Source organism: Pseudomonas sp. SBB6 (assembly GCF_024213215.1).
GTDB lineage: Bacteria > Pseudomonadota > Gammaproteobacteria > Pseudomonadales > Pseudomonadaceae > Aquipseudomonas > Aquipseudomonas donghuensis.
On sequence record NZ_JANAVH010000019.1, the window covers coordinates 16,612 to 38,642 of the forward strand.

General features: G+C 62.0%; 23 protein-coding genes and 1 tRNA gene. 20 read left to right on the top strand and 4 right to left on the bottom strand.

The features are described 5' to 3' along the window. The first annotated feature begins 725 nt into the window (after positions 1-725). Genes rluC through NLX68_RS25275 form a run of 3 tightly spaced genes read left to right on the top strand, consistent with a single transcriptional unit; the run spans position 726 to position 3,340 of the window. Positions 726-1,682, top strand: coding sequence for a 23S rRNA pseudouridine(955/2504/2580) synthase RluC (rluC, locus tag NLX68_RS25265; protein WP_254286314.1), 957 nt, complete (start codon positions 726-728; stop codon positions 1,680-1,682). Beyond that, positions 1,672-2,364 carry an HAD family hydrolase gene (locus NLX68_RS25270; RefSeq protein WP_254286315.1) on the top strand — a complete coding sequence of 231 codons (693 nt, stop codon included), beginning with the start codon at positions 1,672-1,674 and terminating at the stop codon, positions 2,362-2,364. The genes rluC and NLX68_RS25270 overlap by 11 nt, the downstream gene beginning before the upstream one ends. Further along, positions 2,357-3,340 carry a S49 family peptidase gene (locus NLX68_RS25275; RefSeq protein ID WP_254286316.1) on the top strand — a complete coding sequence of 328 codons (984 nt, stop codon included), beginning with the start codon at positions 2,357-2,359 and terminating at the stop codon, positions 3,338-3,340. The genes NLX68_RS25270 and NLX68_RS25275 overlap by 8 nt, the downstream gene beginning before the upstream one ends. Positions 3,341-3,397: 57 nt before the next feature. Here the strand turns inward: NLX68_RS25275 and NLX68_RS25280 are convergent, their stop codons facing one another. Then, a complete protein-coding gene (locus NLX68_RS25280) occupies positions 3,398-3,976 on the bottom strand; it encodes a nucleoside triphosphate pyrophosphatase (protein ID WP_036996486.1) in 579 nt (192 codons plus the stop codon). Between the two features lie 95 nt (positions 3,977-4,071). Here NLX68_RS25280 and NLX68_RS25285 point away from each other — a divergent pair, with 95 nt between their 5' ends. The 12 genes from NLX68_RS25285 (at position 4,072) to NLX68_RS25340 (ending at position 13,837) form a co-directional block, all read left to right on the top strand. Then, positions 4,072-4,599: a YceD family protein gene (locus NLX68_RS25285; RefSeq protein WP_254286317.1), complete on the top strand. Its 528-nt coding sequence runs from the start codon at positions 4,072-4,074 to the stop codon at positions 4,597-4,599. Positions 4,600-4,612: 13 nt separating this feature from the next. Beyond that, positions 4,613-4,795: a 50S ribosomal protein L32 gene (rpmF, locus tag NLX68_RS25290; RefSeq protein WP_010223221.1), complete on the top strand. Its 183-nt coding sequence runs from the start codon at positions 4,613-4,615 to the stop codon at positions 4,793-4,795. A 3-nt stretch (positions 4,796-4,798) separates the two neighbouring features. Beyond that, positions 4,799-5,809, top strand: coding sequence for a phosphate acyltransferase PlsX (gene plsX / locus NLX68_RS25295; RefSeq protein WP_081492797.1), 1,011 nt, complete (start codon positions 4,799-4,801; stop codon positions 5,807-5,809). A 129-nt stretch (positions 5,810-5,938) separates the two neighbouring features. Next, positions 5,939-6,877, top strand: coding sequence for an ACP S-malonyltransferase (gene fabD, locus NLX68_RS25300; RefSeq protein WP_254286318.1), 939 nt, complete (start codon positions 5,939-5,941; stop codon positions 6,875-6,877). A 16-nt stretch (positions 6,878-6,893) separates the two neighbouring features. Next, a complete protein-coding gene (fabG, locus tag NLX68_RS25305) occupies positions 6,894-7,634 on the top strand; it encodes a 3-oxoacyl-ACP reductase FabG (RefSeq protein ID WP_038994156.1) in 741 nt (246 codons plus the stop codon). 196 nt (positions 7,635-7,830) lie between these two features. Further along, the gene (acpP, locus tag NLX68_RS25310; RefSeq protein WP_010223225.1) at positions 7,831-8,067 is read left to right on the top strand and encodes an acyl carrier protein; all 237 of its coding nucleotides are present in this window, start codon (positions 7,831-7,833) and stop codon (positions 8,065-8,067) included. 104 nt (positions 8,068-8,171) lie between these two features. Further along, positions 8,172-9,416 (top strand): beta-ketoacyl-ACP synthase II, encoded by a 1,245-nt coding sequence (fabF, locus tag NLX68_RS25315; RefSeq protein ID WP_254286319.1) that lies wholly within the window; start codon positions 8,172-8,174, stop codon positions 9,414-9,416. Continuing rightward, positions 9,416-10,231 carry an aminodeoxychorismate lyase gene (gene pabC / locus NLX68_RS25320; RefSeq protein ID WP_254286320.1) on the top strand — a complete coding sequence of 272 codons (816 nt, stop codon included), beginning with the start codon at positions 9,416-9,418 and terminating at the stop codon, positions 10,229-10,231. The genes fabF and pabC overlap by 1 nt, the downstream gene beginning before the upstream one ends. Positions 10,232-10,234: 3 nt before the next feature. Then, positions 10,235-11,380 carry an endolytic transglycosylase MltG gene (gene mltG / locus NLX68_RS25325; RefSeq protein ID WP_254286321.1) on the top strand — a complete coding sequence of 382 codons (1,146 nt, stop codon included), beginning with the start codon at positions 10,235-10,237 and terminating at the stop codon, positions 11,378-11,380. Between the two features lie 19 nt (positions 11,381-11,399). Beyond that, the gene (tmk, locus tag NLX68_RS25330) at positions 11,400-12,032 is read left to right on the top strand and encodes a dTMP kinase (RefSeq protein WP_036996483.1); all 633 of its coding nucleotides are present in this window, start codon (positions 11,400-11,402) and stop codon (positions 12,030-12,032) included. Continuing rightward, positions 12,025-13,011 carry a DNA polymerase III subunit delta' gene (locus NLX68_RS25335; protein ID WP_010223231.1) on the top strand — a complete coding sequence of 329 codons (987 nt, stop codon included), beginning with the start codon at positions 12,025-12,027 and terminating at the stop codon, positions 13,009-13,011. Before tmk ends, NLX68_RS25335 begins: the two co-directional genes overlap by 8 nt. 43 nt (positions 13,012-13,054) lie before the next feature. After that, positions 13,055-13,837, top strand: coding sequence for a TatD family hydrolase (locus NLX68_RS25340; RefSeq protein WP_036996481.1), 783 nt, complete (start codon positions 13,055-13,057; stop codon positions 13,835-13,837). Between the two features lie 231 nt (positions 13,838-14,068). Here the strand turns inward: NLX68_RS25340 and NLX68_RS25345 are convergent, their stop codons facing one another. Further along, positions 14,069-15,202 carry an aminotransferase class V-fold PLP-dependent enzyme gene (locus tag NLX68_RS25345; protein WP_254286322.1) on the bottom strand — a complete coding sequence of 378 codons (1,134 nt, stop codon included), beginning with the start codon at positions 15,200-15,202 and terminating at the stop codon, positions 14,069-14,071. Between the two features lie 72 nt (positions 15,203-15,274). Here NLX68_RS25345 and NLX68_RS25350 point away from each other — a divergent pair, with 72 nt between their 5' ends. The 4 genes from NLX68_RS25350 (at position 15,275) to NLX68_RS25365 (ending at position 18,255) form a co-directional block, all read left to right on the top strand. Then, positions 15,275-15,913 carry a TetR/AcrR family transcriptional regulator gene (locus NLX68_RS25350; RefSeq protein ID WP_010223234.1) on the top strand — a complete coding sequence of 213 codons (639 nt, stop codon included), beginning with the start codon at positions 15,275-15,277 and terminating at the stop codon, positions 15,911-15,913. A 127-nt stretch (positions 15,914-16,040) separates the two neighbouring features. After that, the gene (locus NLX68_RS25355) at positions 16,041-17,009 is read left to right on the top strand and encodes a GTP 3',8-cyclase MoaA (protein WP_254286323.1); all 969 of its coding nucleotides are present in this window, start codon (positions 16,041-16,043) and stop codon (positions 17,007-17,009) included. Between the two features lie 66 nt (positions 17,010-17,075). After that, positions 17,076-17,681, top strand: coding sequence for a DUF4823 domain-containing protein (locus tag NLX68_RS25360; RefSeq protein WP_036996478.1), 606 nt, complete (start codon positions 17,076-17,078; stop codon positions 17,679-17,681). A 10-nt stretch (positions 17,682-17,691) separates the two neighbouring features. After that, the gene (locus tag NLX68_RS25365) at positions 17,692-18,255 is read left to right on the top strand and encodes a DUF1285 domain-containing protein (RefSeq protein WP_254286324.1); all 564 of its coding nucleotides are present in this window, start codon (positions 17,692-17,694) and stop codon (positions 18,253-18,255) included. A gap of 90 nt (positions 18,256-18,345) precedes the next feature. On the opposite strand, the gene NLX68_RS25370 is transcribed toward NLX68_RS25365, so the two are convergent. Together NLX68_RS25370 and NLX68_RS25375 are read right to left on the bottom strand one after the other, a co-directional pair. Then, positions 18,346-18,421: transfer RNA gene (locus tag NLX68_RS25370), tRNA-Asn, on the bottom strand. 63 nt (positions 18,422-18,484) lie between these two features. Beyond that, positions 18,485-19,681 carry an amino acid aminotransferase gene (locus NLX68_RS25375; protein ID WP_254286325.1) on the bottom strand — a complete coding sequence of 399 codons (1,197 nt, stop codon included), beginning with the start codon at positions 19,679-19,681 and terminating at the stop codon, positions 18,485-18,487. Between the two features lie 308 nt (positions 19,682-19,989). On the opposite strand from NLX68_RS25375, the gene uvrB reads away from it, so the two are divergent. Continuing rightward, the gene (uvrB, locus tag NLX68_RS25380; protein ID WP_254286326.1) at positions 19,990-22,005 is read left to right on the top strand and encodes an excinuclease ABC subunit UvrB; all 2,016 of its coding nucleotides are present in this window, start codon (positions 19,990-19,992) and stop codon (positions 22,003-22,005) included. Positions 22,006-22,031 lie beyond the last annotated feature (26 nt).

Genomic DNA, 22,031 nt, shown 5'->3' on the forward strand with positions numbered 1-22,031 from the left:
GCTGCCGGAAACGGCGTTCGGCACACACGACTTCTCACGGTCTGTGTCAGGTGCGCAAGGGGTGGCGGGCCACCCCCGTGTCCAGCAACTTTCGAGTCCGACTGGTCACCCAGTACTGCCGAAGTCGCGACGACGCGTCCTGCTTGCTGTGGTGTCAAATGCACTCAGTCAGGAGGAGGAATCAGCCTTCGGCCGTGGACGCCCGTGGGGCATCTTGATCAAGACCGGGTCCGGTCGCCTGGCCAATAGGCCGGTGGACTGGACGCAGTACTACACGGTCCGACGGTTGTGCATCTCCACCCTACACGTATCCCTGATAATTCGGGTGCTGCCGCGCGCTGAATCCGCAACGGGTTGCATTTTCGCCAGCTCCATACGGGAGCCCGCGCCTTTTATGTCCAAGGCTGGTATTTCCGAAGCCGTCGCCATGACTGCGTGAAATTGACGGCACTGACAGAGTGGCAGCGAAAAAAAACGTGGGGGAGGGTGAAATACCGCTCTTGTAGTTTTTTATCGGTCTTCTCTGCGCGGCGCTGGTGGCGATTCCAGGCATTTCTGTAAACTGGCGAAAGCCCCGTCGGACGGCCTCGCGTCCTCGAGAATTGCGTCGGTCAGGGCCGGCTGTAAGCCGTGAGTCCGCTGGCCAGCCGCTTTTGGCGGCGTTCGCGACTATAGCAGCAATCATTAAGTGCTTCAAATCCATAAAAAATTGTTATGATTGGCAAATGACGACTAATGCCCCTCCGACCTCCGGCGTCCAGCTGATCGAGGTCGCGCCGGAACTTGCCGGCCAACGAATCGATAATTTCCTCGTAACGAAGCTCAAGGGTGTTCCCAAGACCTTGATTTACCGCATTTTGCGTAAAGGCGAAGTGCGTGTGAACAAGGGCCGGATCAAGCCCGAGTACAAGTTGCAGGCCGGTGACATCGTGCGCGTGCCGCCCGTTCGTCTGCCCGAACGTGACGAACCGGTGCCGGTGGCCCAGGGTTTGCTTCAGCGCCTTGAGGCGGCGATTGTCTACGAAGACAAGGCTCTGATTGTGCTCAACAAACCGGCCGGTATTGCCGTGCACGGTGGTAGTGGCCTGAATTTCGGTGTGATCGAAGCCTTTCGTCAGATGCGTCCCGACGCCAAGGAGCTGGAGCTGGTCCACCGCCTCGATCGCGATACCTCTGGCCTGTTGATGATTGCCAAGAAGCGCAGCATGTTGCGTCACCTGCACGCCGCCCTGCGTGGCGATGGCGTCGACAAGCGCTACATGGCGCTGGTCCGCGGTCACTGGGCCACCGCCAAGAAGCAGGTCAATGCGCCGTTGCTCAAGAGCAACCTGCGCTCCGGCGAGCGCATGGTCGAGGTCAATGACGAGGGCAAGGAGGCGCTGACGATCTTCCGTGTGCTGCGCCGTTTCGGCGAGTTCGCCACGATCGTCGAGGCGCGGCCGATCACCGGGCGTACCCACCAGATTCGCGTGCATGCCCTGCATGCCGGGCATTGCATTGCCGGCGACAGCAAGTATGGCGATGAAGATTTCACTCGCGAGATTCGCGACCTTGGTGGCAAGCGCTTGTTCCTGCATGCCTACGCCCTGACCGTGCCGTTGCCCGATGGCGGCGAGCTCAAGCTCGAGGCGCCGGTGGATGAAATGTGGGCCAGGACCGTGGAGCGCCTGAGTGCAGCGTGATTACGATCTGCTGATCTTCGACTGGGACGGCACCCTGGCCGACTCCATCGGTCGCATCGTCGAGGCCATGCACCTGGCCGCCGGTCGCGCGGGCTATCCTGCCTGCGATGACGAGGCGGTCAAGGGTATAATTGGCCTGGCGTTGCCAGAAGCCATCAGCGTGTTGTATCCGCGGCTCGATGCGGGGCAGGTGGCGCTGTTCCGCCAGCACTATGCTGACGTGTACATGGCCCTGGATGACCAGCCTTCGCCGCTGTTCGAAGGTGTGGTGGAGTCGCTGCAGGCGTTCCGTGCCGAGGGCTATCGCCTGGCGGTGGCCACCGGCAAGGCGCGTCGCGGTCTCGATCGCGTGCTGCGCGCCAATGGTTGGGAGGGCTACTTCGACATCACCCGGGCGGCCGACGAGAGTCGCGGCAAGCCGCACCCGCAGATGCTCGAGGAGATCCTTGCCCATTGCCAGGTCGAACCGCAGCGAGCGTTGATGGTTGGAGATTCATCATTCGACCTGTTGATGGCCAGCAATGCTGGCATGCATTCGGTAGCGGTTGGTTACGGCGCCATGTCGCTGGAGGCCTTGAGTGCCTTTGGGCCGCAGCTGTGTATTGATCATTTTTCTCAGTTGCAGGCCTGGCTTTGCCAAACGCCTGTGGCAGCAGATTCCAGGGTAGGTGAGCATGACTGACGAGTGGAAGGCGCCCAGCGCCGAAGACAACGAAGAGCACAAGAGCTGGAAGCTGCTGGAGAAAACCCTCCTGGCTGGTGTTCAGGAGCAGCGTCGGGCGCGGCGCTGGGGGATTTTCTTCAAGCTGATGGGCTTTGTGTACCTGTTCGGCATCCTTGCCTTGTTCACGCCTTTGATGGACATGGACAAAGCGGCCTCGCGCAGCGTCAGCCACACCGCGCTGGTCGAGGTGCGCGGCTTGATTGCCGATAAGGAGCCCGCCAGCGCTGACAACGTCGTCGGTGGCTTGCGTGAGGCGTTCAAGGATCCGAAAACCAAGGCGGTGGTCCTGCGCATCAATAGCCCGGGTGGCAGCCCGGTGCAGTCAGGGTACATCTACGACGAAATTCGCCGCCTGCGCGCAGAGTACCCGGCCATCAAGCTGTATGCGGTAATCAGTGATCTAGGTGCTTCCGGTGCCTATTACATTGCCAGTGCCGCTGATCAGATCTATGCTGACAAGGCCAGCCTGGTTGGCTCCATCGGTGTGACGGCGGCCGGTTACGGCTTTGTCGGCACCATGGAGAAGCTCGGTGTCGAGCGTCGTACCTACACCGCTGGCGAGCACAAGGCCTTCCTTGATCCGTTCCAGCCGCAAAAGCCTGAAGAGACAGCGTTCTGGCAGGGCGTGCTGGAAACCACGCACAAGCAGTTCATCGCCAGTGTCAAGCAGGGCCGTGGCGAGCGCCTCAAGGACAAAGAGCATCCTGAGCTGTTCAGTGGCTTGATCTGGTCGGGCGAGCAGGCGCTGGCCCTGGGGCTGGTGGATGGTCTGGGCAGTGCCGGTTACGTGGCGCGTGAAGTGGTAGGGGAGAAGGAGCTGGTTGACTTCACCGTCGAAGAGTCGCCGTTCGATCGCTTCTCCAAGCGCCTGGGTGCCAGTGTTGCCGAGCACCTGGCCATGTGGATGGGCTTTCAGGGGCCATCGCTGCGCTGATTGTATTGCCTGATGAAAAGCCGGCCCTTGGAGGCCGGCTTTTTTGTGCTCGCGGTATCAGGGCAAGCTCACGCCTTCAGCCAGCAGCATATCCACCAGGCGAATGAGCGGCAGGCCGATCAGGCTGGTGGCATCCACCCCGTGGGTGCTCTGGAACAGGCTCACGCCCAGGCCTTCGGCCTTGAAGCTGCCGGCGCAGTCGTAGGGTTGTTCGGCGCGCAGGTAGCGTTCGATGCGCTTCAGGTCCAGCTCGCGCATGTTTACCGTGAAGGGCACGCAGTCGACCTGGCAGTGGCCGGTAGTGCTGTTGAGCAGCGCCAGGCCGGTGAGAAAGCTCACATGATTGCCGCTGGCGGCCAGCAGCTGCTCGCAGGCGCGCTCGAAGGTGTGTGGTTTGCCGAGGATCTGCTCACCCAGCACCGCCACCTGGTCAGAGCCGATGATCAGGTGGCCGGGATGGCTGTCGGCCAGGGCCAGGGCTTTTTCCCGGGCCAGGCGCTTGACCAGGTCAAGGGCGGGTTCCTCGGGCAGGCGCTGTTCGTCGATATCCGGGGCGGCGCAGCTGAAAGGCAGGCGCAGGCGCTCGAGCAGTTCGCGCCGGTAAGGTGAGCTGGAAGCCAGTAATAAAGGCAGCATGATAGACTCCTGGGCAGGTGAAACGATTCTAACATGCTGAACGGAGCCGAATTTCCTTTGACAGGGGCGGGGGTCATCCCTAGAATGCTGCGCCTATGTTGAATGACCCGATTCCACCTCACGTTGACCCGCGCAAATTGGCCGATCGTGGTGTTTCCCTCGAAGGAACACTGCAGCTCGCCGATTTGGAGAGACTCTGCGACCCGCTTTCCGACACTGTCGGTACGGTGCAGGCTAAATTCGATTTTGAGCGCGACGAGCAGAAGGCTGTGGTTATCCACACCGACCTGAGCGTCGAGGTCAAGATGGTTTGCCAGCGTTGTCTTGAGCTGGTCACCCTGCCGATCCACAGCGAAACTACTTACGCTGTGGTGAAGGAGGGTGCGAATACCCAGTCGTTGCCGAAAGGTTATGACGTGCTGGAACTGGGCGAAGATCCTTTGGATCTGCAGGCCTTGGTCGAGGAAGAGCTTCTGCTCGCCTTGCCTATCGTGCCTGCTCATCATCCGGAAGAATGCCAGCAGCCGGCGGGCGCCGATGAGCCCGAACCGAGCAAGGACGAGGTAACACGGTCCAACCCGTTCAGTGTATTGGCGCAGTTAAAGCGTGACCCAAACGTTTAGGAGTTAATCAATTATGGCTGTTCAGCAGAACAAAAAATCCCGCTCTGCCCGTGACATGCGCCGTTCGCACGACGCCCTCTCGGAAAACGCTCTGTCCGTAGAGAAAACCACTGGTGAAGTGCACCTGCGTCACCACGTATCGCCAGAAGGCGTATACCGTGGTCGTAAAGTGATCGACAAGGGCGCTGACGAGTAATCCTTGTCCGCTCAGATCATCGCGATTGACGCAATGGGCGGGGACTTCGGTCCCCGCAGCATTGTTCAGGCGAGTATTGCTTGCCTGTCGGCTACCCCCTCGCTGCACCTGACCCTCGTCGGTCAACCCTCCCTCCTTGAAGATCTAGTCGCTGGCCAGTCGGCAGCGGATCGCGCGCGCCTGCAGATCGTGGCCGCCAGCGAGGTGATCGGCATGGATGAGCGGCCGTCCCAGGCGTTGCGCGGCAAGCCCGATTCGTCCATGCGCGTGGCCCTGGAACTATTGCGTGATGGCAAGGTTCAAGCCTGCGTGAGTGCCGGCAACACCGGTGCGCTGATGGCGCTGTCGCGCTATGTATTGAAAACCCTGCCCGGCATCGACCGCCCGGCCATGGTTGCCGCCATTCCCACCCAGACCGGTTATTGCCAGCTGCTCGACCTGGGTGCCAATGTCGACTGCAGCGCGGAAAACCTCTACCAGTTCGCCGTGATGGGCTCGGTGGCCGCTCAGGCCCTGGGGATTTCCCGGCCGCGTGTGGCCTTGCTCAACGTCGGTACCGAAGACATCAAGGGCAATCAGCAGGTCAAGCTTGCCGCGAACTTGCTGCAGAACGCCCGTGGGCTGAACTACATCGGCTTTGTCGAAGGTGACGGGTTGTACCGTGGCGAGGCGGATGTGGTGGTGTGCGACGGCTTTGTCGGCAATATCCTGCTCAAGTCCAGCGAAGGCCTGGCGACCATGATCGGCTCGCGCATCGAGGCCCTGTTCAAGGGCGGGTTCGGTGCGCGCCTGGCCGGTGCCGTGGCCATGCCGCTGCTGCGCCGCCTGCAGGCTGACCTGGCGCCGGCGCGACATAATGGCGCAAGCTTCCTTGGCCTGCAGGGCATCGTCATCAAAAGTCATGGCTCTGCCGGTGTGCAGGGCTTTCAGAGCGCCATCCAGCGCGCGCTGATCGAGATCCAGGAGAACCTGCCGCAACGCTTGCACGGCCGCCTGGAAGACCTGTTGCTTTAGGCATATGCCTCAGGAAGTGGTTAAATGTGACCGCTTGGTCCTCGTTACCATCCAACTCTTCAGTTTCTTGTGCTCAGCCTGGTGCTGGGCGCTTTATTTCCGACGACAAGATCACTAGGGGCTTGTTCAATGTCTGCATCCCTCGCATTCGTCTTTCCCGGTCAAGGTTCGCAGTCCCTCGGCATGCTTGCCGAGTTGGGCGCCCAGTATCCACTGGTCATTGATACCTTCCGTGAGGCCTCCGAGGCTCTGGGCTATGACCTTTGGGCGTTGACCCAGGCCGGTCCGGAAGAGCAACTCAACCAAACCGACAAAACCCAACCGGCCATTCTCACTGCCTCGATCGCCTTGTGGCGCCTGTGGCTGGCAGAGGGCGGTGCGCGTCCGGCGTTCGTTTCCGGTCACAGCCTGGGCGAATACAGCGCCCTGGTCGCCGCTGGCAGCCTGAGCCTGGGTGGCGCGGTGAAGCTGGTCAAGCGTCGCGGCGAACTCATGCAGGAGGCCGTGCCGGCCGGGCAGGGCGCCATGGCGGCGATCCTCGGCCTGGACGATGCTGTCGTCGTGGGTATCTGCGCAGAAGCTGCCCAGGGCGAAGTGGTCAGTGCGGTGAACTTCAACTCGCCAGGTCAGGTGGTCATCGCCGGTGCCAAGGCGGCCGTTGAGCGTGCCATGGAAGCCTGTAAAGCTGCTGGCGCCAAGCGCGCACTGCCACTGCCGGTCAGCGTGCCGTCGCACTGCGAGCTGATGCGCCCGGCTGCCGAGCGCTTTGCCGAATCGGTCAATGCCATTGACTGGCAGGCCCCGCAGATCCCGGTGGTGCAGAACGTCAGCGCTGCCGTTGCGGCTGATCTCGATACCCTCAAGAGCGACCTGCTGGAGCAGCTGTACAAGCCGGTCCGCTGGGTCGAGTGCGTGCAGACCCTGGCTGCCAACGGTGCGGTAAACCTGGTCGAGTGCGGCCCGGGCAAGGTCTTGGCCGGCCTGAACAAGCGCTGCGCCGACGGCGTCAACACCTCTAACCTCAATACCCCGGATGCTTTCGCCGCGACACTCGCGGCGCAGGCCTGATTTAGGAGAAGCTTGCATGAGCCTGCAAGGTAAAGTTGCCCTGGTTACCGGCGCCAGCCGTGGTATCGGCCAGGCTATCGCCCTGGAACTGGGCCGTCTGGGCGCTACCGTGATCGGTACCGCCACCTCCGCTTCGGGCGCCGAGCGTATCGCCGCGACCCTCAAGGAGCACGGCATCACCGGTACCGGCCTTGAGCTGAACGTGACCAGCGACGAGTCGGTCACCGCTACCCTGGCCAAGATCCAGGAGCAGTTCGGTGCGCCGACCATCCTGGTCAACAACGCCGGTATCACCCGTGACAACCTCATGCTGCGCATGAAGGACGACGAGTGGTTCGACGTCATCGACACCAACCTGAACAGCCTCTACCGTCTGTCCAAGGGCGTGCTGCGCGGCATGACCAAGGCACGCTGGGGTCGTATCATCAGCATCGGCTCGGTGGTCGGTGCCATGGGTAACGTCGGCCAGGTCAACTACGCCGCCGCCAAGGCCGGTCTGGAAGGCTTCAGCCGCGCCCTGGCGCGTGAAGTCGGCTCCCGTGCGATCACCGTCAACTCGGTGACCCCGGGCTTCATCGACACCGACATGACCCGCGAGCTGCCTGAAGCTCAGCGTGAAGCGCTGCAGACCCAGATCCCTCTGGGGCGTCTGGGCCAGGCTCAGGAAATTGCCAATGTGGTAGCTTTCCTGGCCTCTGAAGGTGCAGGCTATGTGACCGGCGCGACCATCCCGGTCAACGGCGGCATGTACATGTAAAATCGGATGTGACGGATTGCTTCAAAAAAATGTCATACGAGCTGTCTAAAATCCGTTATAAAGCTGCAACCAGATTCTAGTCGGTTGGCAGGTGTGGTCTTGCAAGGCGTGTTGCGCTTGAAAAGCAGACGTCTTTCTATACACTTACACACCGGCCAGCTGCCTGACATATGTCCATTAGGAGTGAAAACAAGGTATGAGCACCATCGAAGAACGCGTCAAGAAAATCGTCGCCGAGCAACTGGGCGTTAAAGAAGAAGAAGTGAAGAACGAATCTTCCTTCGTCGAAGATCTGGGTGCCGATTCCCTTGACACCGTTGAGCTGGTGATGGCTCTGGAAGAGGAATTCGAGACCGAAATCCCTGACGAAGAAGCCGAGAAGATCACTACTGTTCAAGCTGCTATCGACTACGTCAACAGCCACCAGGCCTAAGACGTTGTAGTCGTCGCTTCTTGTCATGGAAAAACCGCACTGCCTTTGCCGGCGTGCGGTTTTTTCTTTACAAGAGATGTAGTCAATTGAATAAGGAGAGTGCTGTGTCGCGTAGACGCGTCGTGGTCACCGGTATGGGTATGCTGTCGCCACTGGGTACGGATGTGCCGAGCAGTTGGCAGGGCATTCTGGCTGGCCGCAGTGGCATAGGTCTGATCGAGCATACTGACCTGTCTGCCTACTCCACCCGTTTTGGCGGCTCGGTAAAGGGCTTTGAAGTCGAGCAGTACCTGTCGGTCAAGGAAGCCCGCAAGCTCGATCTGTTCATTCAGTACGGCCTGGCTGCCGGTTTTCAGGCGGTGCGTAATGCCGGCCTGGAAGTAACCGATGCCAACCGCGAGCGCATTGGCGTGGCCATGGGCTCGGGTATCGGTGGCCTGACCAACATCGAAGAAACCAGCCGGACCTTGCATGACCAGGGCCCGCGGCGTATTTCGCCATTCTTCGTACCGGGTTCGATCATCAACATGATTTCCGGTTTCCTGTCGATCCACTTGGGGGTACAGGGGCCTAACTACGCTATTTCCACCGCGTGCACCACGGGTACCCACTGTATCGGCATGGCCGCGCGCAACATCGCCTTCGGTGAAGCCGACGTGATGATTGCCGGCGGTGCAGAGATGGCCGCCTGTGGTCTGGGCATGGGCGGTTTCGGTGCGTCGCGGGCGCTGTCGACCCGCAATGACGACCCGACCCGTGCCAGCCGTCCGTGGGACAAGGGGCGTGACGGTTTCGTGCTCGCCGACGGTGCCGGTGCGCTGGTGCTCGAAGAGCTCGAGCACGCCAAGGCGCGCGGCGCAACCATCTATGCCGAGCTGGTTGGTTTCGGCATGAGCGGTGACGCCTACCACATGACCTCGCCGCCAGAAGACGGCAGCGGGGCTGCGCGCTGCATGGCCAACGCCCTGCGCGATGCCGGCCTGAATGCCAGCGACGTTGATTACATCAACGCCCACGGTACCTCGACGCCGGCCGGCGACCTGGCTGAAGCGTCGGCGATCAAGTCGGTGTTCGGCGATCACGCCTACACGCTGGCGGTCAGCTCGACCAAGTCGATGACCGGTCACCTGCTCGGCGCTGCCGGTGCAGTCGAGGCGATCTTCAGCGTGCTGTCGATCAACAGCCAGGTGGCGCCGCCGACCATCAACCTGGATGAGCCGAGCGAAGGCTGCGACCTCGATTTCGTGCCGCACCAGGCGCGCAACATGCCGATCGAGGTGGTGCTGTCCAACTCCTTCGGGTTTGGCGGTACCAACGGCTCGCTGGTGTTCCGCCGGTTCGCCGGCTGATGCGCAGCTGGGTCGATGGCCTGCCGGCAGATGCACTGACGGTGCAAAGCCGGGGGCTGGCCTACGGCGATGGTCTGTTCGAGACCATTGCCGTGCGGGCCGGTCGGCCATCACTGCTCGAGTATCACCTCGATCGCCTGGCGCTGGGTTGCCAGCGTCTGGCGATTTGCGCTGATCACGGCCTGATTCGCGACGAGATATGCCGTTATGCCAGCCTGCTGGGTGACGGCGTGCTCAAGCTTATTGTTACCCGTGGCGACAGTCAGCGCGGCTATGCGCCGGCCGCTGGCGTGGCGCCACGGCGTATTCTCCAGGGCAATCCCTTGCCCGGTTATCCCACGCAGCATGCCGAGCAGGGTGTTCGCTTGTTCGACTGCCAGACGCGCCTGGCCGAGCAACCGCTGCTGGCGGGTTTGAAGCACCTCAATCGCCTCGAGCAAGTATTGGCCCGCGCCGAATGGCAGGACGCCACGTACGCTGAAGGTTTGATGCGCGATGTTTCCGGGCGCATTATCGAAGGGGTGTATAGCAACCTGTTCCTGGTGCGCGACGGCCAGCTGCTGACCGCCGACCTGAGCCGCTGTGGTGTGGCCGGGGTGATGCGCGCAGCCTTGCTCGATCACGCCAGGGCAGTTGGAATCCCCCTTTGGATAACCGACCTGAGCCTGCAGGACCTGCAGCAGGCCGACGAAGTCTTCGTCTGCAACAGCGTCTACGGCATCTGGCCGGTGCAGGCTTTTACATCGCTGAACTGGCCGCCGGGGCCGCTCACCCGTAAACTGCAGGCCATTGCCCGTACGCTACTGGATACCTGATTTGTGAGACGTAAATTCTTGGTGCTGCTGGAGACCGGGTTGATCCTGGCCGGCCTGATGTTGGGGTATTCGGCCTGGAAGGTGAATTCGGCGCTGGAGCAGACCCTGCACGTGTCTCAGGAGCAGTTGCTCGACGTGCCCACCGGTACCACCCCCAACCGTATGTTCTACCGCATGGAGAGCGACGGTGTGCTGGAAGATGCCTTCTGGCTGCGCCTGTACTGGCGCTTCAACATGGCTGGCGTGCCGCTGCACACCGGCGAATACCGCATGACCCCAGGCATGACCGTGCGCGATCTGTTCGAGGTCTGGCGCCGCGGTGATGTGGTGCAGTACACCCTGACCCTGGTTGAAGGCTGGAATTTCCGCCAGGTGCGCGCGGCGCTGGCCAAGCACGAGAAGATCAAGAAGACCCTCGACGGCCTGAGCGACGCCGAGGTCATGGACAAGCTCGACCACCCGGGCGTGTTCCCGGAAGGCCGCTTCTTTCCTGATACCTACCGCTTCGTGCGCGGCATGAGCGACGTCGAGTTCCTTCAGCAAGCCTATGCACGCCTGGAAGAGGTGCTGGCCAAGGAATGGGCGGAACGCTCCAGCGACGTGCCGTATCGCGACCCGTACCAGGCGCTGATCATGGCCTCGCTGGTCGAGAAAGAGACCGGCGTGCCTCAGGAGCGCGGGCAGATTGCCGGGGTGTTCGTGCGGCGCATGCGCATCGGCATGCTGCTGCAGACCGACCCAACAGTGATTTACGGCATGGGCGAGCGCTACAACGGCAAGATTACCCGTGCCGACCTGCGCGAGCCGACGCCGTACAACACCTACACCAACGCCGGTCTGCCGCCGACGCCGATTGCCATGGTCGGCCGTGAAGCTATTCATGCCGCATTGAACCCGACCCCGGGCAGCAGCTTGTATTTCGTCGCTCGTGGCGATGGCAGCCATGTGTTCTCCGATGACCTGGATGCGCACAATTCGGCGGTGCGCGAATACCAGATCAAGCGCCGCGCCGACTACCGTTCGAGCCCGGCCCCTGTTACCGAACCTGAACCCGAGGCCCAGCCGCAGGCGCCGCAAACCCCGGACGTCAGCCCTGCGCCAGCGCCCGAGCAAGCAGCGCCGGCCAGCGAAGCGGCCTCTTCGCAATGAACAACTGTAAGGACTGCCTGTGAGCGGCTTGTTTATCACCCTGGAAGGTCCCGAAGGCGCGGGCAAGAGCACCAACCGCGAGTACCTCGCCGAACACTTGCGCGCCCAGGGCCTGGATGTCGTGCTGACCCGCGAACCGGGTGGCACGCCGCTCGCCGAGCGGATCCGCGAGCTGCTGCTGGCGCCCAGCGACGAAAAAATGGACGCCGACACCGAATTGTTGCTGGTGTTTGCCGCCCGTGCCCAACACCTGGCCGAAGTGATTCGCCCGGCCCTGGCCCGCGGCGCGGTGGTGCTGTGTGACCGTTTTACCGATGCCACTTACGCCTACCAGGGTGGCGGCCGCGGCCTGTCGTTGGCGCGCATCGCCACCCTGGAGAATTTCGTCCAGGGCGATTTGCGTCCGGACCTGACCCTGGTCTTCGACCTGCCGGTGGAAATCGGCCTGTCCCGCGCAGCCGCTCGCGGCCGCCTGGACCGTTTCGAGCAGGAAGGCCAGGCCTTCTTCGAAGCGGTACGTCAGGCCTACCTGGCCCGCGCCCAGGCTGCACCGCAGCAGTACCGGCTGATCGATGCCGCGCTGCCACTGGCACAGGTACAGCAGTCTCTGGACGCCTTGCTACCGCAGATCCTGGAGCGTTGCCGTGGCTGAGGCCTTCCCTTGGCAGCAGGCCTTGTGGCAGCAACTGGCCGGGCGTACCCAGCATGCCCATGCCTACCTGCTGCACGGCCCGCAGGGCATTGGCAAGCGCGCCCTGGCCGAGCGCCTGATGGCTTTGCTGCTGTGCCAGCGTCCAGAAGGGCTGCAGGCTTGCGGGCAATGCAAGTCGTGCCTGTTGCTCGCAGCAGGTAGCCACCCGGACAACTACGTGCTGGAGCCGGAAGAGGCCGACAAGCCGATCAAGGTCGATCAGGTTCGCGACCTGGTGTCCTTCGTGGTGCAGACGGCGCAGTTGGGCGGGCGCAAGGTGGTGCTGATCGAGCCGGTCGAGGCGATGAACGTCAACGCCGCCAACGCCTTGCTCAAAAGCCTCGAAGAGCCCTCGGGCAATACCGTGTTGCTCTTGGTCAGCCATCAGCCCAGCCGCTTGCTGGCGACCATCAAGAGCCGCTGCCAGCAGCAGGCCTGCCCGCTGCCGAGTCGACAGCAAAGCCTGGCCTGGCTCGAACAGGCCTTGCCCGACTGCGACGAGCAGGAGCGCCTGGAGCTGCTCAGCCTGGCGGCCGGCTCGCCGTTGGCGGCGGTCAGCCTGCAGGCCCAGGGTGTGCGCGAGCAGCGCGCGCTGGTGGTCGATGGGGTGAAGAAGCTGCTCAAGCAGCAGCAATCGCCCAGCCAGCTGGCCGAAGCCTGGAATGCCATTCCCTTGTTGCAACTGTTTGACTGGTTCTGTGACTGGTCCAACCTGGTCCTGCGTTATCAGTTGACCCAGGACGAGGAGGGGTTAGGCTTGAGCGATATGCGCAAGGTGGTTCAGTACCTGGCGCAGAAGAGCAGCCAGGGCAAGGTCCTGGAGATCCAGGACTGGATTCTGGCCCAGCGCCAGAAGGTCCTGGGCAAGGCCAACCTCAATCGGGTGCTGTTGCTCGAGGCGCTGCTGGCGTCCTGGGCGATGTTGCCGGGCCAGCGTTGAGCTGCGCCGTCCCTTCATTACTTTTCAGCGTTGTCATGTGCCCATGCTTGTAGATTCCCATTGCCACCTCGACCGTCTCGACCTTACCGCCCACCAGGGCTCCCTGGATGCGGCGCTTGATGCTGCCCGCGCGCGTGGCGTCGGGCACTTTCTGTGCATCGGCGTCAGCGCCGACAACGCCCAGGCGGTCAAGGACCTCAGCGAGCGCTACAGCGATGTCGACTGTTCAGTGGGTATCCACCCGCTGGACCTCACCCCTGACGGTGCGCCGGCGCTGGACTGGTTGCTCAAGGAGCTTGAGCACCCGCACGTGGTGGCCATCGGTGAAACCGGCCTGGACTATCACTACGAACCGGAAGCGGCCCAGGTGCAGCAGGACTCGTTCCGCCTGCACCTGGAGGCGGCGAAGGTCACGGGCAAGCCGGTGGTCATCCATACCCGCGCGGCGCGTGCCGATACCCTGGCACTGCTGCGCGAAGCGGATTTGCCGCAGGCCGGCGTGCTGCACTGCTTCACCGAAGACTGGGACATGGCCAGGGCGGCGCTGGACCTGGGCTATTACATCTCGTTGTCGGGCATTGTCACCTTCCGCAATGCCGATGCACTGCGCGACGTGGCGCGGCAAGTACCGGCCGATCGCCTGCTGGTCGAGACCGATTCGCCGTACCTGGCACCCATTCCCTATCGCGGTAAAGCCAACCTGCCGCAATACGTACGGGAAGTGGCGGAGTTCGTGGCGATGGTGCGCGGTGAGGGTTATGAGCAATTGGCCGAGCAGACCACCGCGAACTTCAAGCGCCTGTTTCCATTGGCGCGGGTGAGCTGAGCTCGCCTGCTGAAAAACAGGCAAAAAAAACCCGGGTTCTGGGGGGTGAATCCGGGTTAAGACCATTAGGAGTAAAACAAAGGTACGCGGTCCCTGAGCACCTTTATCGACGCGCCACTTGGGGGGATGTGCCGCGCCAACACCTGAAGTATTGGTCAGGATTGGCGCGCCGCCAGCATCAGCTGCTCGTTTTTTAAACAGATTTGGAATACGGCTGCGGCTGTTGAGCACTCATCGCTCTGCAATCTGCCGCACAATCGCCAGAGTTTCTTCGATTATCTGCTTAGGTGTGTAGAAGTGCGGGGAAAATCGAACGCCCGGGCCTCGTGGAATGCATATCACCTGTTGCTGCTTGAGCTGCTGATAGACCTGCACGTTTTCAACCCCTTCAATGCTGAAGGACACAATCCCTGAGCGGCGCGCCGGGTCTTGCGGGTTGTGCAGCGTTACCCCGGGTATTGCGGCCAGGCCCTCATTGAGCCACTGCACCCGTTCCTGCAGCTCGGCTGCCACGCGATCCATTCCCACCTCTTCGAGCAACGACAGGCTGGCTTCCAGTGCCGCGGCCCCGAGCATGTTCGGGCTGCCACATTCAAAGCGCCGGGCGCTGTGGGCCGGTTGCCATTCACTGCGGGTGTAGTCGCCCATGTGCTCGAGCATGTGCCAGCCGTACTCGCTGAGCTTGAGCAGCGGGCGCACCTCGGCGCGGCAATAGAACACCCCCAGGCCTTCCGGACCGAGCAGCCATTTATGGCCATCCGCCATGGCGAAGTCGCACTGATAGGCCTGGACGTCGAAGGGCAGGGCGCCCAATTGCTGGATGGCGTCGATGCAGAACAGCACTTCCCGGTCACGGCAGCCCTGACCCAAACGTGGCAAGTCCAGGCGCAGGCCGCTGGCGAATTGCACGGCGCTGATCGCCAGCAGGCGAACCTTGGGGCCGCAGGCGGCCAACAGATCGCCTTCCGGGTCGCTGCCCTTGAGGCTCACCTGGATGACGCTGACGCCTTTGTCGGCCAGGGCTTCCCAGACAATCCGGTTGGAGGGGAATTCTTCGTCGCTGATAACGATCTGGTCGCCGGCCTGCCAGTCGATACCGAAGGCAACGAAAGACAGCGCCTCGGAAGTGTTCTTGACCAGTGCGATGTCATCCGTCGACGGTGCGTTCGTCAGGCGCATCAGGCGTTCACGTAGACGCTGCTCCATGGCCAGCCAGTCCGGATAGTCCCTTGCGCCGAGCAAAACGTTCTCGTTGGCGAAGCGCGAAACCGCCTGGCTGGCGCGTTTCGGCCAGGGTGCCACGGCAGCATGGTTCAGATAACGAAGGCCCGGGGCCTGTTCAAACTCATCAAGAAACATAGACATGGTTGGATGATCCGTGCATTTTGGCGCAAGTTAGGCATAATAACCGGCTTCGATTTTGATCCAGTCCTTCTTATGCAGAAAGAACCTCGTAAGGTCCGTGAGTTTCGTCGCCGTGAGCAAGAAATTCTCGATACCGCGCTCAAGCTGTTTCTCGAACAGGGTGAAGACAGTGTCACCGTCGAGATGATCGCTGATGCCGTCGGTATCGGCAAAGGCACGATCTACAAGCACTTCAAATCCAAGGCGGAGATCTACCTGCGCCTGATGCTCGACTACGAGCGCGATTTGAACGAACTGCTGCACTCTGCCGACGTCGACCGCGACAAGGAAGCCCTGTCGCGCGCCTACTTCGAATTCCGCATGCGTGATCCGCAGCGCTACCGCCTGTTCGACCGCCTCGAAGAGAAGGTGGTCAAGGGTAACCAGGTGCCGGAGATGGTCGGGGAGCTGCACAAGATCCGCGCCTCCAACTTCGATCGCCTGACCCTGCTGATCAAGGGCCGCATCAGCGAAGGCAAGCTCGAAGACGTGCCGCCGTACTTCCACTATTGCGCTGCCTGGGCACTGGTGCATGGGGCGGTGGCGCTCTATCACTCGCCGTTCTGGAGCAATGTGCTGGAAGATCAGGAAGGCTTCTTCCAGTTCCTCATGGACATCGGCGTGCGCATGGGCAACAAGCGCAAGCGCGACCCGGATAGCACCGGTAGCTGAGACATTCAGCCAAACCATGGCGCTACTGGGATTGGGTGGCGAGGAATATACTCAGGTATGAGGCTTGCAAAAACCTGATTTTTGAGTCAGGTTTTGCAGGCCCGATTCACCCATGCCGGAGTCACCCATGATCGTCGACCGCCAAGGCAGGCGTTTTCGCAATTTGCGTGTCAGCCTGACGGCTGCCTGCAACTACGCCTGTACCTATTGTGTGCCGGACGGCAAGCGTCTGGTCGCGGCCCAGGACGAGCTCTCGGCCGAGGCCATGGCCCGTGGCGTGGCTTACCTGGTGGAGGCTGCCGGCATCGAGCGGGTGCGCGTCACTGGCGGCGAGCCGCTGGTCAGCCCCAAGCTTGAAACCTTCCTCGCTTCAATCGCCACCCTCGGCCTGGATGAAATCAGCCTGACCACCAATGGTCAGTTGCTGGCGCGCAAGCTGCCCTTGCTGCACGCGGCGGGTATCCGTCGTCTTAACGTTTCCCTCGATACTCTTGACCCGGACGCCTTCCGGCGCATTGCCCGTGGCGGCGACCTGGCCACCGTGCTGGACGGCATGAGCCAGGCCAGCGCCGCGGGCATGAAGATCAAGGTCAACATGGTGCCGCTGCGTGGGCAGAATTTCGACCAGGTCCTGCCGCTGCTGGAGTATTGTCTGGCCCACGGCTACGAGTTGCGCTTCATCGAGCTGATGCGCATGGGTCACCTGGCTCGCGACAGCAATGCCTTTTTGCAGCAGTTCGTCAGCCTCGAGCACCTGTTGCAATTGATTGGCGGGCGGTACGAGTACCTGCAGGCCAATGCGCCGGTGGATGCCACCGCCTTGCGCTATCAGGTCCCGGGGCAGGGTTACTTCGGCATTATCGCCAACGAGAGCGTACCGTTCTGCCGCACCTGCTCGCGCTTGCGCCTGTCGTCCACCGGGTGGCTGCACGGTTGCCTGTCGTCGAGTAACCGTCACTATATCGGCGATCTGCTCGACAAGCCGCGCCATCAGGCTTTGCCGGCGCTGCAGGGCTTGCTGGTCAAAGCCCTTGGCGACAAGCAGTCGGTGGCGTTTTCCGGCGGCGCGACGGTGATGAAGATCATTGGCGGCTAAGACTGGCGCAAAAGCTGCATCTGCCAGCCGTTCGCCGGTTTTCCGTCACCGGCCACTGGAGGATAGATGCGTAGCCTGGTTTTGCTGCTGGCGCTGACGGCGCTGGGCGGCTGCATGAATGTCAGCGATATGGGCGAGGGCGCCCGGTATCACATGAGCGATGCCGGTCTGCTCGATCACAGCGACACCCGTCGTTCGCTGTCGGTGCGCCTGCAGCCTGATTCATTCATTTACATTGGCCAGGGTGCCTTCGTGCCGCCGGGCAAGGGCCCGTATCCGCGCCCTAACGTGGTGGCCGAAGAGGCCTTCAAGGGTTTTATCGAGTACTTCCCCCTGGTTCGCCGCGCCCCGGCGCCGTTGGGCCTGGAGCAAGCGCTGATCGAGGCGCGTGAAGTCGGCGCCCATTACCTGCTGTACACCCGCTTTGCCCGCACCGATGATCGCATCGGCAATGGCGATGAGTGGTACGACGAACAGGCGGTTGACCGCCTGGGCATCGATACCGGGGTGGTGCAACTGATGCTGATCGAAACCAGCACCCGTTACCTGATCGACACCGCGCAGATCAAAAGCCGCGGCGGTTTGCTGACGTTCCATGACAACAAGCCGGAAGATTTGCTCAGGTCCCCGCTTGAGGATTACGCTCGCAGCCTGTTAGGCATGAGTCGTTGAGGAGAGGGTGATGCAAGATACCGGCAAGGCCAGTGATCTGCTGGCGCAGATTCCCAAGGCAGAAAAAGGCCTGCCGCCCGTGCATCTGTGGAACCCGGATTTTTGCGGCGACATCGACATGCGCATCGCCCGCGACGGCACCTGGTATTACCAGGGGACGCCAATCGGGCGAAAACCGATGGTGCGCCTGTTCTCGACCATCATTCGCCGCGACGGTGACGACTACTTCCTGGTGACGCCGGTGGAGAAGGTCGGCATCAAGGTTGATGACGCGCCCTTTGTCGCTGTCAGTCTTGAAGTGCAGGGCGAGGGTGAGCAGCAGCTGCTGCGCTTTACCAGCAATGTCGACGATCAGGTCGAGGCCGGCCCCGAGCATCCGCTGAGCTTTGAAATCGATGCGCAAACCCAGGAGCCTTCGCCGTATGTGCACATGCGCAGCAACCTCGAAGCGCTGATCCATCGCAACGTCTTCTACCAGTTGGTCGAGCTGGCGGTGCCGCGGCAGATCGATGGCCAGCAATGGCTGGGCGTCTGGAGTGGCGGCAGCTTCTACCCCATCGGCCGGGCCGATTAGCCTCCGCGTATTGCCTGTGGCGCAACTTTTGTTCGCTCGGAAACGAAAAAACCTCCAGTGCTCAGGGCAACTGGAGGTTTTTCAGGTGTTTGGCTCCGCGACCAGGACTCGAACCTGGGACCCAATGATTAACAGTCATTTGCTCTACCGACTGAGCTATCGCGGAATCTGTGGCGTATCTTACTGATTGCTAAGGGGAAGTCAAGCCTCCCCTATGCAATTGAGTAATTTACAGGACCTCGACGATCGCCTTGGTCACCACATGGATGTTGCTTTGGTTGAGCGAGGCGACGCAGATGCGGCCGGTATCCAGTGCATAGATACCGAACTCGTTCTTCAGGCGGGCCACCTGCTCAACGGTGAGGCCCGAGTAGGAGAACATGCCGCACTGGCGACCGACGAAGCTGAAGTCCTGCTGGGCGCCGTACTGGGCCAGCAGCTCGACCATCTGCTGGCGCATGCCGTGGATGCGCTGGCGCATCTCGGCCAGCTCGTCTTCCCACATCGTGCGCAGCTCCGGGCTGTTGAGCACGGTAGCGACGATGGTGGCGCCGTGGGTTGGCGGGTTGGAATAGTTGGTGCGGATCACGCGCTTGACCTGCGACAGCACGCGAGTGGCCTCTTCCTTGGACTCGGTGACGATCGACAGTGCGCCAACGCGTTCGCCGTACAGCGAGAAGGACTTGGAGAACGAGCTGGACACGAAGAAGTTCAGGCCCGACTCGGCGAACAGGCGTACGGCGGCGGCGTCTTCAGTGATACCGGCGCCAAAGCCCTGGTAGGCCATGTCGAGGAACGGCACGTGGCCTTTGGCCTTGACCACTTCGAGGACGTTTTTCCAGTCTTCTGGGGTCAGGTCGACACCGGTCGGGTTGTGGCAGCAGGCGTGCAGCACAATGATCGAGCCGGATGGCAGGGCGTTGAGGTCTTCGAGCATGCCGCTGCGGTTGACGTCATGGGTGGCGGCGTCGTAGTAGCGGTAGTTCTGCACCGGGAAACCGGCGGTTTCAAACAGCGCGCGGTGGTTTTCCCAGCTCGGGTCGCTGATGGCGACGACGGCGTTCGGCGACAGCTGCTTGAGGAAGTCGGCACCGATCTTCAGGGCGCCGGTACCGCCGACGGCCTGGGTGGTGATCACCCGACCGGCGCTCAGCAGCGGCGACTCGGCACCGAACAGCAGCTTCTGCACGGCCTGGTCGTAAGCGACGATACCGTCGATCGGCAGGTAACCGCGGGAAGCGTGCTGGGCAGCGCGCTGGGTTTCGGCTTCGATCACTGCGCGCAGCAGTGGGATACGCCCTTCTTCGTTGCAGTAAACACCCACACCCAGGTTGACCTTGTTGCTACGGGTATCGGCGTTGAAAGCTTCGTTGAGGCCCAGAATGGGGTCGCGTGGTGCCAGCTCGACAGCGGAAAACAGGCTCATTATTACCTTGGCTCTGAATGGAGAGTGGAAGAGATCGCACGCTCCAGTCGCTTGCACTAGAGCGGTGCACAAACGGGGAGTCAGTATAGTGATACCGGCTGGTCACGGCGACAGTCTGTCGCAGCTTTTCCTGCTGTTTGGCCGAATATTTTTCGACCGTTAGTCGATTTCACCGGTCCATCGTCAGAAATGCCCGCAACACTGAGTTGAAACTGGCGCTCGGGGCCCTGAATTCGGTATAACTACTGTCTATAAATACAGTTGCCCGCGCCAGCGATGAAACCATCGCGATCACACAGAGGTTTGTCATGTCCGAGTTCCAGCTCGTCACCCGTTTCCAGCCGGCCGGCGATCAGCCCGAGGCCATTCGCCTGATGGTCGAAGGAATCGAGGCGGGCCTTGCGCACCAGACCCTGCTCGGGGTGACCGGCTCGGGCAAGACCTTCAGCATTGCCAACGTGATCGCCCAGGTGCAGCGCCCGACCCTGGTGCTTGCGCCGAACAAGACCCTGGCAGCGCAGCTGTACGGCGAGTTCAAGGCGTTCTTCCCGAACAACGCCGTGGAGTATTTCGTTTCCTATTACGACTACTACCAGCCCGAAGCCTACGTGCCGTCCTCCGATACCTTCATCGAGAAGGACGCCTCGATCAACGACCATATCGAGCAGATGCGCCTGTCGGCGACCAAGGCGCTGCTGGAGCGGCGCGATGCGATCATCGTCACCACCGTTTCCTGCATCTATGGCCTGGGCAGCCCGGAAACCTACCTGAAGATGGTCCTGCACGTGGACCGCGGCGACAAGCTCGACCAGCGCGCGCTGCTGCGCCGTCTGGCCGACCTGCAGTACACCCGCAACGAGATGGACTTTGCCCGCGCCACTTTCCGCGTGCGCGGTGATGTGATCGACATCTTCCCGGCCGAATCGGACCTGGAAGCCATCCGCATCGAGCTGTTCGACGACGAGGTGGAAAACATCGCCGCCTTCGATCCGCTGACCGGCGAGGTGATCCGCAAGCTGCCGCGCTTCACCTTCTACCCCAAGAGCCACTACGTGACCCCGCGCGAGACGCTGCTGGAGGCGGTGGACGGCATCAAGGAAGAACTGGCCCAGCGCCTTGAGTATCTGCACAAGGCCAACAAGCTGGTCGAAGCCCAGCGCCTGGAGCAACGCACCCGCTTCGACCTGGAGATGATCCTCGAACTGGGGTACTGCAACGGCATCGAAAACTACTCGCGTTACCTGTCCGGGCGTCCGGCCGGGGCGCCGCCACCGACCCTTTACGACTACCTGCCGGACGACGCCCTGCTGGTGATCGACGAATCCCACGTCAGCGTTCCGCAAGTCGGGGCTATGTACAAGGGCGACCGCTCGCGCAAGGAAACCTTGGTCGAGTACGGTTTTCGCCTGCCCTCGGCGCTGGACAACCGGCCGATGCGTTTTGACGAGTGGGAAAACGTCAGCCCGCAAACCATCTTCGTCTCGGCGACCCCGGGCAACTACGAAGCCGAACATGCCGGCCGCGTGGTTGAGCAGGTAGTACGCCCGACCGGCCTGGTCGACCCGCAGGTCGAAGTGCGCCCGGCCACCACCCAGGTCGACGATCTGCTCTCGGAGATTCGCAAGCGCGTGGCGGTGGGAGAGCGGGTGCTGGTGACCACCCTGACCAAGCGCATGGCCGAAGACCTCACCGACTACCTGGCCGATCACGACGTGCGCGTGCGCTACCTGCACTCGGACATCGACACCGTCGAGCGGGTCGAGATCATCCGCGACCTGCGCCTGGGCACCTTCGATGTGCTGGTGGGCATCAACCTGCTGCGTGAAGGCCTGGACATGCCCGAGGTGTCGCTGGTGGCGATCCTCGATGCCGACAAGGAAGGCTTCCTGCGTTCCGAGCGTTCGCTGATCCAGACCATCGGCCGCGCCGCGCGTAACCTCAATGGTCGCGCGATCCTCTATGCCGACAACATGACCGGCTCCATGCAGCGGGCGATTGGCGAGACCGAGCGGCGCCGCGACAAGCAGATTGCCTTCAACGCCGCCAATGGCATCGTGCCCAAGGGCGTGGTCAAGGACATCACCGACATCATGGAAGGCGCCAACGTGCCCGGCTCGCGCAGCAAGAAGCGCAAGGGCATGGCCAAGGCGGCAGAGGAGAGCGCCCGTTACGAAGCCGAGCTGCGCTCACCGGGCGAGATCGCCAAGCGCATCAAGCAGCTGGAAGAGAAGATGTACCAGCTGGCGCGCGACCTGGAGTTCGAGGCGGCGGCGCAACTGCGCGACGAAATTACCGCGTTGCGCGAGCGCATGATCACGGCGTGAGGGCGACGATCGCGCCCATTGCTGGA

Bases quoted from the DNA above. Each gene is read 5' to 3' on its own strand.
- uvrB (WP_254286326.1), top strand. From the start codon at position 19,990: ATGTCCGAGTTCCAGCTCGTCACCCGTTTCCAGCCGGCCGGCGATCAG.
- NLX68_RS25280 (WP_036996486.1), bottom strand. From the start codon at position 3,976: ATGCTGCCTTTATTACTGGCTTCCAGCTCACCTTACCGGCGCGAACTG.
- NLX68_RS25345 (WP_254286322.1), bottom strand. From the start codon at position 15,202: ATGTCTATGTTTCTTGATGAGTTTGAACAGGCCCCGGGCCTTCGTTAT.
- NLX68_RS25340 (WP_036996481.1), top strand. From the start codon at position 13,055: ATGCTTGTAGATTCCCATTGCCACCTCGACCGTCTCGACCTTACCGCC.
- rluC (WP_254286314.1), top strand. From the start codon at position 726: ATGACGACTAATGCCCCTCCGACCTCCGGCGTCCAGCTGATCGAGGTC.
- rpmF (WP_010223221.1), top strand. From the start codon at position 4,613: ATGGCTGTTCAGCAGAACAAAAAATCCCGCTCTGCCCGTGACATGCGC.
- NLX68_RS25355 (WP_254286323.1), top strand. From the start codon at position 16,041: ATGATCGTCGACCGCCAAGGCAGGCGTTTTCGCAATTTGCGTGTCAGC.
- fabG (WP_038994156.1), top strand. From the start codon at position 6,894: ATGAGCCTGCAAGGTAAAGTTGCCCTGGTTACCGGCGCCAGCCGTGGT.
- acpP (WP_010223225.1), top strand. From the start codon at position 7,831: ATGAGCACCATCGAAGAACGCGTCAAGAAAATCGTCGCCGAGCAACTG.
- NLX68_RS25360 (WP_036996478.1), top strand. From the start codon at position 17,076: ATGCGTAGCCTGGTTTTGCTGCTGGCGCTGACGGCGCTGGGCGGCTGC.
- NLX68_RS25285 (WP_254286317.1), top strand. From the start codon at position 4,072: ATGTTGAATGACCCGATTCCACCTCACGTTGACCCGCGCAAATTGGCC.
- NLX68_RS25375 (WP_254286325.1), bottom strand. From the start codon at position 19,681: ATGAGCCTGTTTTCCGCTGTCGAGCTGGCACCACGCGACCCCATTCTG.
- pabC (WP_254286320.1), top strand. From the start codon at position 9,416: ATGCGCAGCTGGGTCGATGGCCTGCCGGCAGATGCACTGACGGTGCAA.
- NLX68_RS25275 (WP_254286316.1), top strand. From the start codon at position 2,357: ATGACTGACGAGTGGAAGGCGCCCAGCGCCGAAGACAACGAAGAGCAC.
- NLX68_RS25365 (WP_254286324.1), top strand. From the start codon at position 17,692: ATGCAAGATACCGGCAAGGCCAGTGATCTGCTGGCGCAGATTCCCAAG.
- NLX68_RS25350 (WP_010223234.1), top strand. From the start codon at position 15,275: ATGCAGAAAGAACCTCGTAAGGTCCGTGAGTTTCGTCGCCGTGAGCAA.
- fabD (WP_254286318.1), top strand. From the start codon at position 5,939: ATGTCTGCATCCCTCGCATTCGTCTTTCCCGGTCAAGGTTCGCAGTCC.